The sequence below is a fragment of the uncultured Porphyromonas sp. genome, from assembly GCF_905372525.1.
Taxonomy (GTDB): Bacteria; Bacteroidota; Bacteroidia; order Bacteroidales; family Porphyromonadaceae; genus Porphyromonas.
On the sequence record NZ_CAJPPN010000022.1, the window covers coordinates 1 to 16,484 of the forward strand.

Genomic DNA, 16,484 nt, shown 5'->3' on the forward strand with positions numbered 1-16,484 from the left:
TAGAGCAAGTGACTCTTAATCACTGGGTCGTGAGTTCGAGCCTCACCGGGGTCACCAGAAGGGGAAAGGTATCCGTGATACCTTTCCCCTTTCTCTTTATTATCCCGAGGGGAAGGTATCCTGCGATACCTTCCCCTCGTTCGTTCTCTCCTACACTCGTAGTATCCCTCCACCCTTAGTCAAAGAGCTCGGCGATGATCCCATCCGAGACGAAGATCCCGCTACGTGTTAGGTGGAGCTTGTCCCCCTCTAGGGCTAGGGTGCCTGCCTCGATGAAGGGCTGGGCTAGCTGGCGAAGGCGACTCGTGGCGACGTCCCCAAACCGCTCTCTGTATGCCATGATAGATATTCCCCACTGTGTCCTTAGACGTGTCATGATGTATTCGTGCTGTAGCTCCTCGGGGCTGAGGTGCTCCTCCGTATAGAGACGCTCTCCACGCAGTAGGGATTGGGTGTAGCCAGAGAGCGAAGGATTATTGTACGAGCGAGACCTCTTCCCATCATAGCTGTGCGCCGAGGGCCCAAAGCCGAGATAGGGGACACCCTGCCAATAGCCCGTGTTGTGGCGGGCATAGCACTCGGGTAGGGCAAAGTTCGAGATCTCGTAATGTTCGTATCCAGCTCCCTGCATTCGGTCGATGAGTAGCTCGAAGAAGGCTAGACTGTCCTCTTCGCTCACGGGCTTGACCCGACCAAGCTCTACGAGCCGTGTGAGGGCTGTCCCCTCCTCGTAGATGAGGTGGTAGGCCGAGAGATGGGGGGTACCGATGGAGAGGAACTGATCGACGTTCTCTGCCCAGCGGGATAGAGTCTGTCCAGGTAGTCCGTAGATAAGGTCTAGGCTTAGGTTCGTGATCCCTACGGCGCGTAGGGCAGAGACGGCTTCGTGTACCTGCTCGGGAGAATGCCGTCGCTGCAGGAAGTCCAGGTCATCAGCGTGGAAGCTCTGCACGCCCATGCTTACCCTATTGATGGGGAGGGCGGCCAAGCCCTCGGCATAGGAGGGCGTGACGTCATCAGGGTTGCACTCGATCGTGACCTCTCCACCCGAGGCTCGGGGATAGAGCCGATCGATCTGCTCAAAGATGCGCCCTAGCTCCTCGATGGTAAGCTGGGAGGGGGTACCGCCACCTAGGTAGATGTGCTGTACCTCCTCCCCCTCTGGTAGTTCACCCCGCTGTAGAGCTAGCTCTGTAAGGAGGGCTGTGACGAAGTCTACCCTCAGCCGACTGCTCGTCTGGGTATAGAAGTCACAGTACGAGCAGCGGCTAGCGCAGAAGGGTATGTGTAGATAGAGGTTCATCCCTGAGGCCTATCGCCGAGGGTGACGCATCTCCTCACGTAGGGCAGCGAGGTTCAGCTCCAGCCCCTCGGTGCAGGGCGTGGAGACCCCGAAGGCATTCACGGCCTCCACCCCTAGCTCGATGCAGTCGTAGTCGATGAGGTCACTCATCACGAGCAGACAGTGCGGGTCACGTAGAGTGGAGGAGAGTAGCGAAGCTTCACGGCGACCATGTGCGTCTGTCGTTACTGCCCACAGACGATAGGTCGTCCCATCGGCACTTGCCTCTCGGGGCATAGACCAGCGCACGAGGATCGTCCCGTCCTGCCCGACAGCGGCATCGAGGTGCTTAGGGGCAGCGGGCTTGTGTGCTAGTCCTCGGGGATAGGCTACGGGGAGTGCTGGGTGTCGGAAGGCCTCTTGTATGATCCTACGTACGGCGGGGAAACGACCGCCCGTATGTGTCTCTCTGAAGAAGCATACACCCGCTAGCCCCTCCTCACGGGCCAGGTCTATCTGTTCCTCGATGACCTCACTTGGCCAGCCGGTCTCCTCGATACGGTAGGGAGCTAGGCCTGGGACTACGGGGATATAGGGGGCGACGAGCTCCTTCCAGTCTCGCAGGAAGGGCTCGAAGAGTACATCACGGTAGTACATCATCGGCACGACGAAGTCTACGAGCCCCTCCTTGCCCCATGTGACGGGATCCTGATAGACGGACTCGTAGGCTGTCCAGCCATGGGGACGGCCGAGGTCAGGGATCTTCTGTAGCTTGCCTAAGGGGGCGACGCTGACTAGGGCTTGGGAGTGGATGCTCCTGAGCGAGTCCCGCACCTCACGGAGCTGTTGGGTGAGGTTGTCTCGGCGCCAGGCCTCCCTCGTGGGATAGCTGAGCCCGTGGGCGATGAAGCTAGCCTTGTCGTTGAACCGCTCGGCCTCCTCGGGGTACCTGAAGTAGTCGAAGTGGATCCCATCCACCGCATAGCGGCGCAGGAAGTCCGTGACGAGGTGGGCGACATAGCTACGTACCTCGGGGTTTCCGGGGTCGAGGTGATAGGAGCCCTTGTGGTGGATGGCCCAGCTGGGGTGATCTCGTAATATAGGGTGAGGGCTACGCTTCGAGGAGGCCAAGGGGTAGGTCACGAACCATGCGTGCATACTCAGACCCCGGCGACGGCACTCCGTGAGGGCAAATCGTACGGGATCGTAATCCCCGAAGTACCCCTCGCCCGCTAGACGGCTGGAGAGGGGCTCATAGTCTGTAGGGTAGATGGTCGTCCCACTGTGACGCACCTGTAGGAAGACCGTGTTGTAGCCGTCCTGCTTCAGTCGGTCTAGGATACGGATGAGGGACTCCTTCTGCCTACGTACTCCGTCGGGGGTGTCGGCGCGGTCCTTGGGCCAGTCGAGCCCGTAGACAGTAGTGAGCCAGACGGCACGCATCTCCTCACGGATGGAGTCTCCGGTGGGGCGTACCCAGGGCTTGTGCTCCACCATAGAGCTCTTGTCCTCGGGTTGCTGAGGGCTCGTCGGGTGGGGCTTCGTAGGAGGGATTTCCTCGGGCACGCTCCGCCTAGCTCCACAGCCAGTGAGAGCTAGAGCGAGCGTGAGGGAGGCTGCGAGGGCAAGGTGCTTGGGGTGCAGCATGCCGCTCTCTAGTAGTAAGGGATGTTGTCGATGAGACGTACCTCACCGCAGTAGACTGTGATACAGCCGTGGGGCTTCGGGCTGTCACTCCACTGAGTGATGGGCTGCAGGCTGTCGGTATCCACGATCTCGAAGTATTCTACACGGAGCTCGGGGAGGGCATTGATCTCCGCCGTGACCCGCTCGATCACCTGCTGTGGGGTATGGTCTTGTCTCCAGCTACGGCTCTCCGCTAGGATGCGGTAGATGTTGGGCGCTACGGCTCGTCCCTCCTTGGTGAGTAGGAGGTTGCGGCTACTCAGGGCTAGCCCGTCCGCCTCACGGACGATCGGGCAAGCGATGATCTCCACAGGGCTCTTGATGAGGTGACTCATAGCACGTAGGACAGCGATCTGCTGGAAGTCCTTCTCGCCGAAGTAGGCGCAGTCGGGGCGTACAATCTCGAAGAGGCGAGAGACGACCTGCATGACTCCATTGAAGTGTCCAGGGCGATACTTCCCCTCCATGACCTCGGCTACTGCGCCGACGTCGAAGTGGCGGGTGTCGGGCTCGGGGTAGATCGTCGAGACCTCGGGGGCAAAGAGTGCCGAGGTACCTACGGAGCTAAGTAGGTCGCTGTCGGCCTCTAGGGTACGTGGGTAGGTCTCTAGGTCACGAGGGTTGTTGAACTGTGTGGGATTGACGAAGACGCTCACGATGCAGCAGTCGTTCTCCTGTAGTGCCCGCTTGACCAGGCTGAGGTGTCCTGCGTGTAGCGCTCCCATGGTGGGGACGAAGGCAATGCGGTGTCCAGCGGCACGCTCTGCCGCTACGAAGGCCTGTAGGCCCTCGATGTGCTGATATATATTCATTACTGGTATAGTAATATAATAATGAGTAGTAGGTTACTTAGTTTACTTAGTGTCGCTTGCCGATCACTCCCTCGGCGACGAGGTACTCGGCGATCTGTACTGCGTTCAGTGCGGCACCCTTCTTGATCTGGTCGGCGACGCACCAGAAGGCTAACCCACGAGGGTTGGCTAGGTCACGGCGTAGACGACCCACGTAGACGGGATCCTTCTCCGCGATGAAGAGAGGCATGGGGTAGACCTGATCCTCGGGCTCATCCTGCAGGACGATGCCGGGGGCACGGCGAAAGGCCTCACGCACACGATCCAGCTCCAGAGCCTCCTCGGTCTCTACCCAGATCGCCTCGGAGTGTGCACGGGTCACGGGGACACGTACGCAGGTAGCGCTCACCGAGAGGGAGCTGTGCATGATCTTGCGAGTCTCGTGGTACATCTTGAGTTCCTCCTTGGTGTAGTCTTCATCGGCGAAGACGTCGATCTGAGGAATGAGGTTGTAGGCAAGCTGGTAGGCAAACTTCTTGACCTCGGGCTCCTTGTCCTGAGCTATGGCTCGGATCTGCTCATCTAGCTCAGCCATACCCCGAGCGCCTGCCCCGCTGGCTGCCTGATAGGTCGCCACGTGGACACGTGTGATAGGGGAGAGCTGGTGGATGACGTTGAGGGCGACGACCATCTGGATGGTCGTACAGTTGGGGTTGGCGATGATCCCACGTGGGCGGACGAGGGCATCGGCAGCATTGACCTCGGGGACGACGAGGGGGACATCCTCCTGCATGCGAAAGGCACTGGAGTTGTCGATCATGATCGCCCCATGGCGTGTGATCGTCTCGGCATACTCGAGGGAAACACTCCCCCCAGCAGAGACGAAGGCTACGTCAATATCACGGAAGTCATCGTTGTGCTGGAGCTCACGGATGGTGTACTCCTTGCCACGGAAGGTGACCTTGCTCCCTGCACTACGAGCCGAGGCAAAGAGCTCTAGGCGATCTATCTTGAGGCTGCGCTCGCTGAGTACTCGTAGGAACTCCCGGCCGACGGCTCCACTTACACCGACGATTGCTATGTTCATTCTTTTCTCTTGGGCTTATCTTTAGTTGATGCTACTTTAGGCGACAAAGGTACGAAGAAACGTACAGAGCCTCTTCCCCTTTTGCCTTTCTCGTCTGGGCTAGGGTAGGTGCCCCATTGTCAGAGCGGGGGGTGAGGACGAGAGCCTACATTATATATATGAGACCATTGCGCAAGCCCACCTCTTTACAGCTTCGACCTTCCACCGTCAAACTTCGGGGGATTTAGGCTGAGAAGTGGGATACCTGCACCTCCCCCTTGCCCCCTCTCGGGAGGATAACCCTTCCGAGAGGGGGCTTTTCTGGGCTATTTGATGCTTTGGAGTACAAGAAGCCTGGGCATACGCTTCAGATTGTATGCCATAGCTTCCAAGATATTCTGTGTATGGGTTCGCTCAAGCCCTCGGTAACGACATCGCCCTCCTGAAAACCACCTTCGGATACTCCCAAAGGTACGCTCGATTAAACAGCGCATTTTGCTGATGGCATTATTCAGCTCACGTTGTCGCTCTGTGAGCTTCATCCCCTTCTGCGCCTTGAGCATAATCCCATCAATCAAGCCGTGCTCAAAGAGACAAGCCGAGTTCTTCTTGCTACAATAACCTTTATCGGCAAGGACACTAACGCCCTGCGTAAGCTCAGCCTTCTCTATCAGCTCGGGCAATACCACCGTATCGGCACAATTGGCTGGCGTGGTAATTATGCTCTCCACCAACCCTTGCCCATCGGTCAGCACGTGCTTTTTGTACCCGTAGCGATAGTGCCTGGCTTTGCGCACCCACCGAGCTTCCGTATCGACCCCAGGTTTGCGACTTTTGAGCTCATACTGATAAGCCTGCTCTTGGGCTTGCTCTTCTTCGGTGCGCAAGTCCTCTCGGTCGTCTGCCACTTCGATGAGGATACTTCCATCGGGAGCGTGCGGGCTATCCACAATGCTCGCATCCACGATAGCCCCTTGGTCAATACGGCTAATCCCGTGCTTCTTGAACTGCTTATTCAGCTCGCTAAGGAGCTTGTCCATAATCCCCAAGCGCGTCAGTTCAGCGCGAAAGCGACAGATGGTGCTGTGGTCTGGAGCTGGAAGGCCCATATCCAAGAGGAGGAATTCGCTGAAGAGGAGGGAGTCGTTGATCCGTTCTTCGACTTCGTAATCACTCAGGCCGTACCAGGTCTGAAGCAGTAGGATCTTGAACATCATCAAGGCATCATAGGCTGGATTGCCTATGGCGTTCTGGGTCTTTGTATACTTCTTGTTGAGTAGCGTGCGAATACCTCGCCAGTCAACGCAAGCGCTGATCTGTCGAAGGAACGAGTGCTTCAGGCGCGCGACGCACCTGCGTATAAACTTGCAGGAAGCTCGGGGCGGATTCTGTCTGCTTAGTAGGCATAGCTATACGACTATTTTATCCATGAAGATACTAAATATCAGAAATATACGCAAATGGAATAGACCTGGGTCCCCTCCAGTGCCGTGCAATGGTCTCATATAGAACGAAGCTAGCCCCTCAGTGATAGCTCGTTCGTTATTGGCATCTAAGGCGTTGGTCGCCTCGTCCAAGAAGATGAATTGTGGATTTTTGTACACCATTATTGGCAAACTTCTTCTTATTTCCTTCACCTTTTCGATGACTTGCACAAAAAACCATAATGATAGACGATGGAAATTTGGGGAATTACATGCTATCATTATGGCTCTTTAGTTAGTTGGCATTTGTGGCCAGATTGTTATTTCAGAGTCCTAGCTGCATTCAGCACAACAAGCACCGTTACACCAACATCAGCGAATACTGCCATCCACATGGTAGCCAGTCCGAAGAAAGCGAGGATGAGCACTGACATTTTGATGCCAACGGCAAACCAAGTGTTCTCCCTTGCGATGCGCAGTGTGCGTCGAGCCTGACGGATAGCTACGGCTATCTTCGACGGCTTGTCGTCCATCAACACCACGTCGGCTGCTTCGATGGCGGCATCACTGCCCAGTCCGCCCATCGCAATGCCCACATCGGCACGTGCTAACACGGGAGCATCGTTGATGCCGTCGCCAACGAAGGCCATTGTCCCTTCTGCATTCTCTTTGAGAATTGTTTCCACTTGACTCACTTTGTCGCCTGGCAAGAGTTCAGCATGATATTCCGCAAGTCCAACGGTCTTAGCCACATCGGCAGCCACTTCTTCCTTGTCGCCCGTGAGCATCACCAATCTCTTCACACCTTCTGCCTTGAGAGCATTTACCGCATCAGCGGCATCCTCCTTAATTTTGTCTGACACTACAATATGACCTGCATATTCTCCATCGATGGCAATGTGGAGAATGGTACCCACTTTTTCACAGGGTCGCCACTTTGCGCCCACGCTCTCCATCAAATTCGTATTACCCACACTTACCGACTTGCCATTTATACGAGCCGTCACGCCCTGTCCAGCCGTCTCCACTACGTCCTTTACATCGCAGCCGTCGTTTTTGTCAGGAAAAGCCTTGCGAATGCTGAGGGCAATGGGGTGCGTGGAATATCGTTCCACATGAGCAACTAAGTGCAATAATTCATTGGGGGCAATATTTTCGGGATGAATAGCAGTAACGTCAAACACACCGTGTGTCATGGTGCCAGTCTTGTCAAAGGCAATCGTGCGCACCTTTGCCAATGTCTCCATATAGTTAGAGCCCTTAATGAGCACACCCTTTCGCGATGCTCCACCGATGCCTCCAAAGAAAGTGAGAGGCACGGAGATAACGAGAGCACAAGGGCATGACACTACAAGGAATGTGAGAGCGCGATAGATCCACACGCTCCACAACTGCCCATTGACGAGCAACGGTGGTATAACTGCCACCAACAAGGCAAGTACAACTACTATGGGCGTGTATATTTTGGCAAACTTGGTGATGAATTTTTCGTTCTTCGACTTATTTTTTGTGGCGTTTTCCACGAGGTTGAGCACCTTTGCCGCCGTGCTCTCGCCAAATGCCTTGGTTACTTTTGCTGTCACCACACCATTGAGATTTATACATCCCGACATGATGTCATCGGCAGGGCGAATGGTACGCGGTACGCTCTCGCCTGTCAATGCAACTGTATTCAGACTTGATGCACCATCGATAACGATACCGTCCATCGGTACTTTCTCTCCTGGTCGAATTACAACGATGTCGCCTACCTTCACCTCTTCGGGATTCACGTCCACCAGCTCTTCACCACGCTTTACATGGGCGATGTCGGGACGGATGTCCATCAGCTGAGAGATACTCTTACGGCTTCTACCCTCGGCAAAACTTTCAAAGAGTTCGCCCACTTGAAAGAAGAGCATCACAAACACCGCTTCAGTGAACTGTGGTTCTGCCCCCGGCATAAAACCGATGCAAAGGGCCCCTAATGTAGCTATAGCCATGAGGAAGTCCACATCCATGCCCTCGCCATGTGCAATGTCCTCGGCAGCTTCCGTTAGCACGTCGTAGCCCACAACCAAGTAAGGCACAAGATAGACAAGCAATAGTTGCCATATCAGCAGGTTCATTGTCCGTTCTACCAATACCGATCCTACTAAGAGTACACTAGCAGAGATTATCCTTATAAGTTTGTTTCTATTTTCCTTTTCCATAATTTCCACAACTTTTGTTTTTGCAAATATAGGATATATCTTTTGCAACTCAGTTGCAAAGATTCCCTACATCTGCACATTCCACCCTAAAGTGCAACAGTCTAATATAGGTAGTGCATGGGGGCTAATATAAGTATGATGTAGGGCGTTTGTGTCGATGCAGAGGAGACAATATGTATAGGTATAGTAGGGAGGGACTGTAATGTAGAGTGTTTGTGTCGATGCAGAGGAGACAATATATATAGGTATAGTAGGGAGGGGCTGTATGGGGAAAAGTGGGAGCGAATGTGCGCAAGGTCGTTCGTCTTGGGTAGGCTATCGGGAGAGGGGGGCGCGAGCGAGGTGCTGAGGCTGGTGTCGTTTGGTGTATTTATGTCGCTGTCGTATAGTGTGTTTTGTTCGTTGTTGTGCTGTGCCTGTGAGGTTCATTCCGAGGGGGTGTCTACACACTACTTGAGAGCCCTTGAGAGGACTCGGTATGATCGCACCAATCACCTTACATAGGTGACGAGGACGCTCTTACCGAGAGCGCAAGTGCGCTCTCGGTAAGAGCGTTTTGGCTCTCTCGTAATGCCCGATACAGAGCGAGTTAGAGAGGGGCTCGGGAGTACTCTTTGACCCTCGTGGCTATGTCACGCAGGAAAGAGGTCGGGAGCGCCCAGGCGAAGCCCCCGCCTTCCCTAGTGCCCACTCGTTACTCCGCCCTAGTCGGGAGGGAAGGGGGACTTTCTACGAATGCCTACTTGATCCTCTCGGGCGCCCCCTCCCTTCCAGCCAGCTCCGAAGAGGGTGGGGGCTTTCTGTGAATGTCTACTTTACCCCTTTCCGATACCAGCCCCTCCCCCCCTTGTGCGAGCTCGCTGCGGCATCTGTGTGGGGAAGGGGTGGGAGACGTGTGTCGAGCCTCCCTCCTCGGGGGCAAAGAGAGGGGTTAGGGGTGTCTTCGCAGGAGGGGGCACGCAGAGCGCCTAGGGGTACGTTATATAGGAAAGTAACAAAAGTCGTATCTTTGCAGAGCCCAGTCTATCTGGCTGTGCAGTGACGAGATAAATAAGTATGATCAAGAGACTTTGTGTAGCTTGCCTCGGGCTCATCCTCCTCTCCTCGTGTGGAGAGTACTATCGTGTGCAGAAGTCTACAGATGTGAGTGAGCGGTATTCCTACGCTAAGAAATGCTATAACGAGAAGCGATACGCACGTGTCGTCAGCCTGATGGAGGACGTCGTCCCCTCGCTGGTCGGGACGACCGAAGGGCCACAGAGCACCTACCTGCTGGCTGATGCCTACTTCAACGAAGGGCAGGAGGCCGATGCCGCACGCTACTTCCAGAACTACTATACGAGCTACCCTAAGGCTCCGATGGCCGAGGAGGCACACTTCAAGGCGGGCTACTGCCTCTACCAGGCTTCGCCCGATGCCCGTCTCGACCAGTCGATGACCCTCGGTGCGATCAAGGAGCTCCAGACCTACCTCGACCTCTATCCCAAGGGCGAGCATGCCAGCGCCGTACAGCAGATGCTCTTCGCCCTACAGGACAAGCTCGCCTACAAGGAATATCTCGCCGCCAAGCTCTACTACGACCTAGGCCTCTACCTCGGGAATAACTATGAGTCCTGTGTCATCACGGCGCAGAATGCCCTCAAGGACTATCCCTACACCAAGCACAAGGAGGATCTCTACTTCCTGATCCTACGTGCCAAGCAGGATCAGGCGGAGCTAAGTGTCCCCGAGAAGCTCCAGGAGCGTCTGCGTGACGTCATCGATGCCTACTATGCCTACGTCAACGACTTCCCCGAGGGTCGCTACCTCAAGCAGGCACAGCGTATCTACCAGCGTATGAACGGACGTAAGTCTGCCAACTAGTCCGTAGCCGGCAGCCTACTTTGTATCAAGACAATCGATAAATAAAATATGCCCAAGTACAGAAAGAATGTACCGACCACCACGATCAGCCGTGATATGGTCCGTCTCAGTCAGGATACTGAGAATATCTATGAGACAGTGATGATCATCGCCAAGCGAGCTAACCAGATCGCTGCCGAGACGAAGCAGGAGCTGGAGGCGAAGCTACAGGAGTTCACCATCTTCACTGACGATGCTCAGGAGGTCTTCGAGAACCAGGAGCAGATCGAGCTCTCCCGCCAGTACGAGCGTCTGCCCAAGCCGACCCTCATCGCTGCGAAGGAGTACGAGGACGGCGACCTCTACTACAACATCGCTGGTCGCACGAAGAAGTAATCCCTCCACGACTCCCCCTCCCCCCTCTCTATCTCTACGACTATGTGGCAACGAATACAGACCCTCTGGCTCCTCATCGTGGGGGTGCTGATGGCTCTCTTCGCCTTTCAGGACGTGGCGATCTTCACGCTCCCCGAGGGTATCTACTGTCTGCTGAGCAATTGGAGTATCTACAGTGGTACGGACGGTACTCCACAGCACAGTGTCTGGGCGATCGGTGCCCTGAGTATCCTCGTGAGCCTCGGAGCCTTTGGTCTGATCTTCCTCTTCAAGCGTAGGATGCTCCAGATGCGTCTGACGGTACTGCTACTGTGCGTGATCCTAGGTGAGCTTATCTATATCGCTTGGGTATGCTGGCAGTTCTGCTCGGCCAATGGAGCTAGCTTCGGGATACGCTTCCCACTCGCACTACCGATCATCTGCCTGCCCCTGCTCTATCTAGCAGCTCGCAGGATGATCTACGATGAGACCCTCATCAGAGCCTCCAGCCGTCTACGCTAATGCTCGCCACTGGCTCATCCACTAGATGATGCACCTCTACTCTCCTCATAGCGAAGCCTAGCCCCTCCCCGAGATGTGGGGAGCAGGTTAGGCTTCGTCACTTATGCTTGCACACACCTTTGTTTTAGTATTCTTCTCTAGTCATGCAATTAGATTCCCTACAGGCTATTTCCCCGATCGATGGACGCTACTGGTCTCAGGCCGAGGCACTCGTCCCCTACTTCTCTGAGGAGGCACTGATCCGCTATCGGGTACGTATTGAGATCCTTTACTTCATCGCCCTGAGCGAGGAGCTCCCCACACTCGGCAAGGTGCTCAACGAAGAGCGTATCGAGCACCTCCACGACATCTATCTGAGCTTCACCAGCCGAGATGCAGCACGTATTAAGGAGATCGAGCGTACAACGAACCACGACGTCAAGGCCGTGGAGTACTTCATCAAGGAGCGGTTCGATGCCCTCGGGCTCACCGAGGAGAAGGAGTTCGTCCACTTCGGGCTCACCTCGCAGGATATCAATAACACCGCCTTCCCGCTGATGATCCGGGAGGCGATAGAGCAGGTGTTCCTCCCCGAGCTCGGCGGGCTGATCGACCAGCTGAAGTTCTACGCTGGGGAATGGGCAGGGGTATCCATGCTCGCACGTACTCACGGACAGCCAGCCTCGCCCACCCGTCTAGGCAAGGAGCTAGAGGTCTATATCTATCGCCTAGAGGAGCAACTCAAGGGGCTCGATGCCCTACCCCACACGGCGAAGTTCGGGGGAGCGACGGGCAACTTCAATGCCCACTCGGTCGCCTATCCCGACCATGACTGGAAGCACTTCGCCACGGAGTTCGTCCACCGTCTCGGCCTACAGCGCGAGGCCTACACGACGCAAATCTCCAACTATGACCAGCTGGCCGCCCTCTTCGACATCCTTACCCGTATCAACGTGATCCTCATCGATCTGGCACGGGACTTCTGGATGTATATCTCTATGGAGTACTTCAAGCAGCAGATCCGCCCCGGAGAGGTTGGCTCGTCGGCGATGCCCCACAAGGTCAATCCCATCGACTTCGAGAACGCAGAGGGCAACCTCGGGCTGGCCAATGCCGTCTATGGCTTCCTTGCCCGCAAGCTCCCCATCTCCCGCCTCCAGCGAGATCTCACGGACTCCACCGTCCTACGTAATGTGGGCGTACCTATGGCGCACAGCATGATCGCACTGAAGAGCCTGCGCAAGGGGCTCGGCAAGATCCTCCTCAACGAAGAGGCTCTGCGCCAAGACCTAGAGAACAACTGGGCGGTCGTCGCCGAAGGTCTGCAGACCATCCTGCGCCGTGAAGGCTACCCCAAGCCCTACGAAGCCCTCAAGGAGCTGACTCGCACCAACGAGCACATCACCGAGCAGTCCATCTATGACTTCATCGAGTCGCTCGCTGTGAGTGCCGAGGTCAAGGAGGAGATGCACCGCATCACGCCCCACAGCTACACAGGCGTATAGCCCACCGCCGAGCCTCTCGGTGTAGGGTGTACTGTCCTTCGAGACCGAAGATCCCCCCTACAGCCTACGGGTATCCCGGCTACAGCGTGGATCACAGACCTCGTGCGGGGAGGGTAAAGCCCCCGGCATAGGGATAAGCCCAGCACCCGAATGCAGTGGGCATCATACTCCTAGCATAGGGCTCTCCTAGAGCCCATACCGTATAGGATACATATAGAGGAGGCTACCCCCAGGAGCATACTTGGCTCGGGGGTAGCCTCCTCTACTATTTGTGTTATCCCCACTCGGAGCCGTGTGGGGGATAAGTCCCTGCTGGGTGGGGATAAAGAGAGAGGCTATACCCCGATCTATGGGATATAGCCTCTACGGTGGTAAGAGAAAAATAGAAGTAGGGGGAGCGCGTCCTGCGCTCTATCCGAGGGTCTAGTAGCGAGAAGCGACTACCTCCCAGTCAATGATCGCCCATACGTCCTTGACGTGGTCGGCACGGCGGTTCTGGTAGCTGAGGTAGTAGGCATGCTCCCAGACGTCGATCCCCATGAGGGGGCGAAGGCCATGTACGACGGGGTTGCTCCCGTTGGGTTCCTTGGTGATCACGAGCTCGCCATCCTCCTTGGCGGAGAGCCAAGCCCAACCCGAACCGAAGAGGGTCGTGCAGGCTGTGAGGAACTCAGCCTGGAAGGCTTCGAAGCTTCCCCACTTAGCTACGATCGCATCGAGGAGCTTGCCCTTAGGAGCACCCCCAGCGTTGGGAGCGAACTGCGTGAAGTAAAGGTTGTGATTGAGGAGCTGACCTGCGTTGTTGAAGATCGCGCCTTCGCTCTTGCGCACGATGTCCTCTAGGCTAGCCTCGGCAAACTCTGTGCCTTCGATGAGGGAGTTGAGGGTATTGACATAGCCAGCTAGGTGCTTGCCGTGGTGGAAGGAAAGAGTCTCGGCGCTGATCGCTGGCTCTAGAGCGTTAGGTGCGTAGGGGAGCTGAATGAGTTCGAACTTCATCGATGATATTGCTTTTAAATGAATGATTGTGTTAGCTACTTGCCCCACAGCCTTGTGGGACTTACACCTTGATAACCGCCCTAGGTAAGCTATTGTTTCCTTGCGAGCATCGCATTGTAGTAGCGAGGGTCACCTGTGACCTCCTGACCGACCCAGGGGGGGAGATCATACTGCTCCCATACCGAGGAGAGCTCGATCTCCGCTAGGACGAGCCCCTCATGCCTGCCCGTGAAGATATCGACCTCCCAGGTGTGCCCCCGGTAGGGGACGAGGTGACGCACCTTGCTCAGGCGGTGAGAGCCACAGAGCTCGAGCAGTGAGCGGGCATCCGCTACGGGGATCTCATACTCATACTCCTCTCGGGCAAGCCCCGAGGGGTCACTGCCGCCCTTGATGGTGATGAAGCCCTGTTCGCCCCAGAGGCGTACCCTCACGGTAGGGGGCTGGGCATGTAGGTAGCCTTGGTCTATGGGGATGACCTCCGTGGCCTCACGGACGAAGTCCATGGAGGTGACGAGGTACTTGCGCTCGATCTCTTGCATCGGTGTGGGGACTAACGGATCGTAACCTGTGTAGCACCGAAGCCATATTCCCTAAAGGAAGCATCCTGATAGGTACAGCTCCGATAGCGTTGCTTCAGTTCGCGCTCCAGTGAGCTCCTGAGTACCCCATCTCCCTTGCCGTGGATGAAGATGATCTTCATCCCCTTCTGCCCGAGGTACTCCCGCATGACTCGGTGGAAGTACTCTACCTGATACTGGTGGATATCCGCACTGGACATCCCAGTGGTCGTCTCTAGGAGCTCATGGGCATGGAGGTCTATGACGAGTGGGCCTTGGGGGGTGGGCTTATTGCTCCCCTTCGCCCCCCTATCTGAGTGGGAGTGTCCCTTTGCCTTCGGTGTAGGGCTCTGTAGGGCTTGCTCGAGTTCCTTGGTCTCGATGGCGAGCTCTTGTGTGGCTTGCCCACCCTCTAGGACGGGGATGATGAGGGCTTCGTCCTCGAAGAACTCATTGCTCACGAAGCTACGCTGCTTGAAGAACTTCCTCCCGTCCAGCCTCAGCTCGACGAGCTGGGGAGCTACGAGGCGGAAGGGGCGGTGGTCGTCATACGGTGTGATCTGTAGGGCGAGGTGCTCGAGGTCGTTGAGCTCTGCTGGGGCAAACTCCTCGAGGAAGGCATCGCCATTGGGCTCGATCGTCCCACTGCAGCGGAGCTTGTAGCTACCTGCCGCCACTCGGCTGAGGTAGGTGAAGTGGAGGCAGTAGTTGCTCTTGTTGATGAGGTAGGCCTCATAGTTCGTCAGCCCCAGCTGGGTTGGGTCTATGGGGAGGAAGGCCAGCGAAGCGAAGAGCTCACCCCGATCCGGGAGATAGGTGTAGGGCAGATCGGTAGGTACGGAGGGAGAGACCTCACGCTTGGGGGGAGCAGGCTGTGGGGTAGGCGTGGTGGGGCGAAGCTTGTCTTGGATGACCTTCGGAGGGCGGATGGCTGGGATGAAGGTATCCTCGGCCTCTACGACGACGCAGTCCTTGAGAGCCGTGGGGATCTCGAAGCCGTCCTCGTCCTCTACCCAGGCAGTATCGCCCGTGATACGTGCTACTCGCCCCCCACCGACATCGTTGAGGAAGCGAACTTGTACGCCGACGCGTACATTCTGAGGATTATTCATTGGGATAAGTGATGTAGTTAGGAGAAGGTGATATAGTAAGCCTGTGCTAGAGTCATCCCCAGTAGGATCAGCAGTGAGATCGTACGGACGATACGGGCTGGACGGGGACGTAGCTCCCCGAACCCCTTGCCGAGTAGGAGCGATAGTGGGGTGATGATAATCACCAGAAGCTCCGGAGTACAAGGGCTGAAGATGGCGACGAAGGTGAAGAGGAGCAGGCAGGATACTTGGAGCGAGACGATCATTCCCCGCGAACGGACCTTCTCACGCTGGTAACGCCCCATGTACAGTAGACACCCCAGGGCAAAGAGCCCCACGATGAAGAGTGCATAGGCGATACTAATCCCCGAGATGAAGGGGAACCGTATGGGGAGGAGTCCCTCGATCAGCCCCCAGACATAGATGAGGTAGGCATCCAGCCCCCCCTGGTACCAGAGGACGAAGAGTAGGGGCGAGAGTATCCAGGCTGGGAGGGCGATCCCGAGCAAGACGGCCAGCACATTGCGTGGTGTGAGGGTGCGGACGAAGTACTGCGTCGTCAGGACACACAGCACCACGAGGAGGTAGATCGGGTGTACGAGGCACAGGATCCCGATCATGAGCCCAGTGGTGAAGTAGGGGAAGGGGGCTTCGCTCCGCCCCTCCTCGCCAAAGGAGGTGAAGAGGATGAGCGTCATCAGCAGGAGCGAACACCCCCTGAGGAAGGTCAGCTCTGGCTGGGTCAGTGTCAGCGCCGTGATATAGAGTAGGGCTGTGGGACGCTCCCCCTTGGCTAGTAGGATATATCGCTCACTCATATAGACCACGATGAAGTCGGTCAGGATGAGGGGGACGATAGCCAAGAGTCGTGTCGTGATGGCATCAGGTAGATAAGGGAAGTCGGTCAGGGGAATATAGCTCCTATCCCCTACGAGGAAGCTGAAGGGATAGAAGAGATAGATCCCAAAGAAGAGGATCGACCAAAGGGTAAATTCACGCCAGTTTACCTCCTGGTGGCGTGCAGGCAGTCTATAGGCCATAGAGGGTATCGCTAGGGGAGATCCCCCCCGTCGGAGCGAAGCGAAGCCTATGGACTAAGCCTAGGAAGGGGCTTAGTCCATAGGCTTCGCTGGGGGAGTCCCGAGATGATGGAGATGGGTGATCTGGGGA

General features: G+C 56.2%; 14 protein-coding genes. 4 read left to right on the forward strand and 10 right to left on the reverse strand.

The genetic code is table 11. From position 1 onward, the window contains the following. Positions 1-175 precede the first annotated feature (175 nt). From hemW to QZ170_RS05425, 6 genes are all read right to left on the reverse strand, one after another. Positions 176-1,303 carry a radical SAM family heme chaperone HemW gene (hemW, locus tag QZ170_RS05400; protein WP_297178257.1) on the reverse strand — a complete coding sequence of 376 codons (1,128 nt, stop codon included), beginning with the start codon at positions 1,301-1,303 and terminating at the stop codon, positions 176-178. Between the two features lie 9 nt (positions 1,304-1,312). Next, positions 1,313-2,929 (reverse strand): family 10 glycosylhydrolase, encoded by a 1,617-nt coding sequence (locus QZ170_RS05405; RefSeq protein ID WP_297178260.1) that lies wholly within the window; start codon positions 2,927-2,929, stop codon positions 1,313-1,315. Positions 2,930-2,937: 8 nt separating this feature from the next. Next, a complete protein-coding gene (panC, locus tag QZ170_RS05410; RefSeq protein ID WP_297178263.1) occupies positions 2,938-3,780 on the reverse strand; it encodes a pantoate--beta-alanine ligase in 843 nt (280 codons plus the stop codon). A gap of 46 nt (positions 3,781-3,826) precedes the next feature. After that, positions 3,827-4,846: an aspartate-semialdehyde dehydrogenase gene (locus QZ170_RS05415; protein WP_297178266.1), complete on the reverse strand. Its 1,020-nt coding sequence runs from the start codon at positions 4,844-4,846 to the stop codon at positions 3,827-3,829. Positions 4,847-5,151: 305 nt separating this feature from the next. After that, positions 5,152-6,186: an IS5 family transposase gene (locus QZ170_RS05420; protein ID WP_365300057.1), complete on the reverse strand. Its 1,035-nt coding sequence runs from the start codon at positions 6,184-6,186 to the stop codon at positions 5,152-5,154. 383 nt (positions 6,187-6,569) lie between these two features. Beyond that, positions 6,570-8,441 carry a heavy metal translocating P-type ATPase gene (locus QZ170_RS05425; protein ID WP_297178346.1) on the reverse strand — a complete coding sequence of 624 codons (1,872 nt, stop codon included), beginning with the start codon at positions 8,439-8,441 and terminating at the stop codon, positions 6,570-6,572. A 1,056-nt stretch (positions 8,442-9,497) separates the two neighbouring features. On the opposite strand from QZ170_RS05425, the gene bamD reads away from it, so the two are divergent. From bamD to purB, 4 genes are all read left to right on the forward strand, one after another. Further along, positions 9,498-10,304 carry an outer membrane protein assembly factor BamD gene (gene bamD, locus QZ170_RS05430; protein WP_297178269.1) on the forward strand — a complete coding sequence of 269 codons (807 nt, stop codon included), beginning with the start codon at positions 9,498-9,500 and terminating at the stop codon, positions 10,302-10,304. A gap of 48 nt (positions 10,305-10,352) precedes the next feature. Continuing rightward, a complete protein-coding gene (locus QZ170_RS05435; protein ID WP_297178271.1) occupies positions 10,353-10,679 on the forward strand; it encodes a DNA-directed RNA polymerase subunit omega in 327 nt (108 codons plus the stop codon). A 42-nt stretch (positions 10,680-10,721) separates the two neighbouring features. Then, complete coding sequence (locus QZ170_RS05440; RefSeq protein WP_297178275.1) at positions 10,722-11,180, forward strand: DUF4293 domain-containing protein; 459 nt, start codon at positions 10,722-10,724, stop codon at positions 11,178-11,180. A 143-nt stretch (positions 11,181-11,323) separates the two neighbouring features. Further along, positions 11,324-12,664 (forward strand): adenylosuccinate lyase, encoded by a 1,341-nt coding sequence (gene purB, locus QZ170_RS05445; RefSeq protein WP_297178278.1) that lies wholly within the window; start codon positions 11,324-11,326, stop codon positions 12,662-12,664. 423 nt (positions 12,665-13,087) lie between these two features. Here purB and QZ170_RS05450 read toward each other — a convergent pair whose 3' ends face one another. The 4 genes from QZ170_RS05450 to QZ170_RS05465 all read right to left on the reverse strand — a co-directional run bounded on the left by QZ170_RS05450 (position 13,088) and on the right by QZ170_RS05465 (position 16,354). After that, the gene (locus tag QZ170_RS05450; RefSeq protein WP_297178281.1) at positions 13,088-13,663 is read right to left on the reverse strand and encodes a superoxide dismutase; all 576 of its coding nucleotides are present in this window, start codon (positions 13,661-13,663) and stop codon (positions 13,088-13,090) included. A gap of 89 nt (positions 13,664-13,752) precedes the next feature. Continuing rightward, positions 13,753-14,205 (reverse strand): CYTH domain-containing protein, encoded by a 453-nt coding sequence (locus QZ170_RS05455; protein WP_297178283.1) that lies wholly within the window; start codon positions 14,203-14,205, stop codon positions 13,753-13,755. Positions 14,206-14,216: 11 nt separating this feature from the next. Then, positions 14,217-15,335: a DUF2027 domain-containing protein gene (locus QZ170_RS05460; protein WP_297178286.1), complete on the reverse strand. Its 1,119-nt coding sequence runs from the start codon at positions 15,333-15,335 to the stop codon at positions 14,217-14,219. A 17-nt stretch (positions 15,336-15,352) separates the two neighbouring features. Continuing rightward, on the reverse strand, positions 15,353-16,354 hold the full coding sequence (locus QZ170_RS05465; protein ID WP_297178289.1) for a hypothetical protein: 1,002 nt from the start codon (positions 16,352-16,354) through the stop codon (positions 15,353-15,355). Positions 16,355-16,484 lie beyond the last annotated feature (130 nt).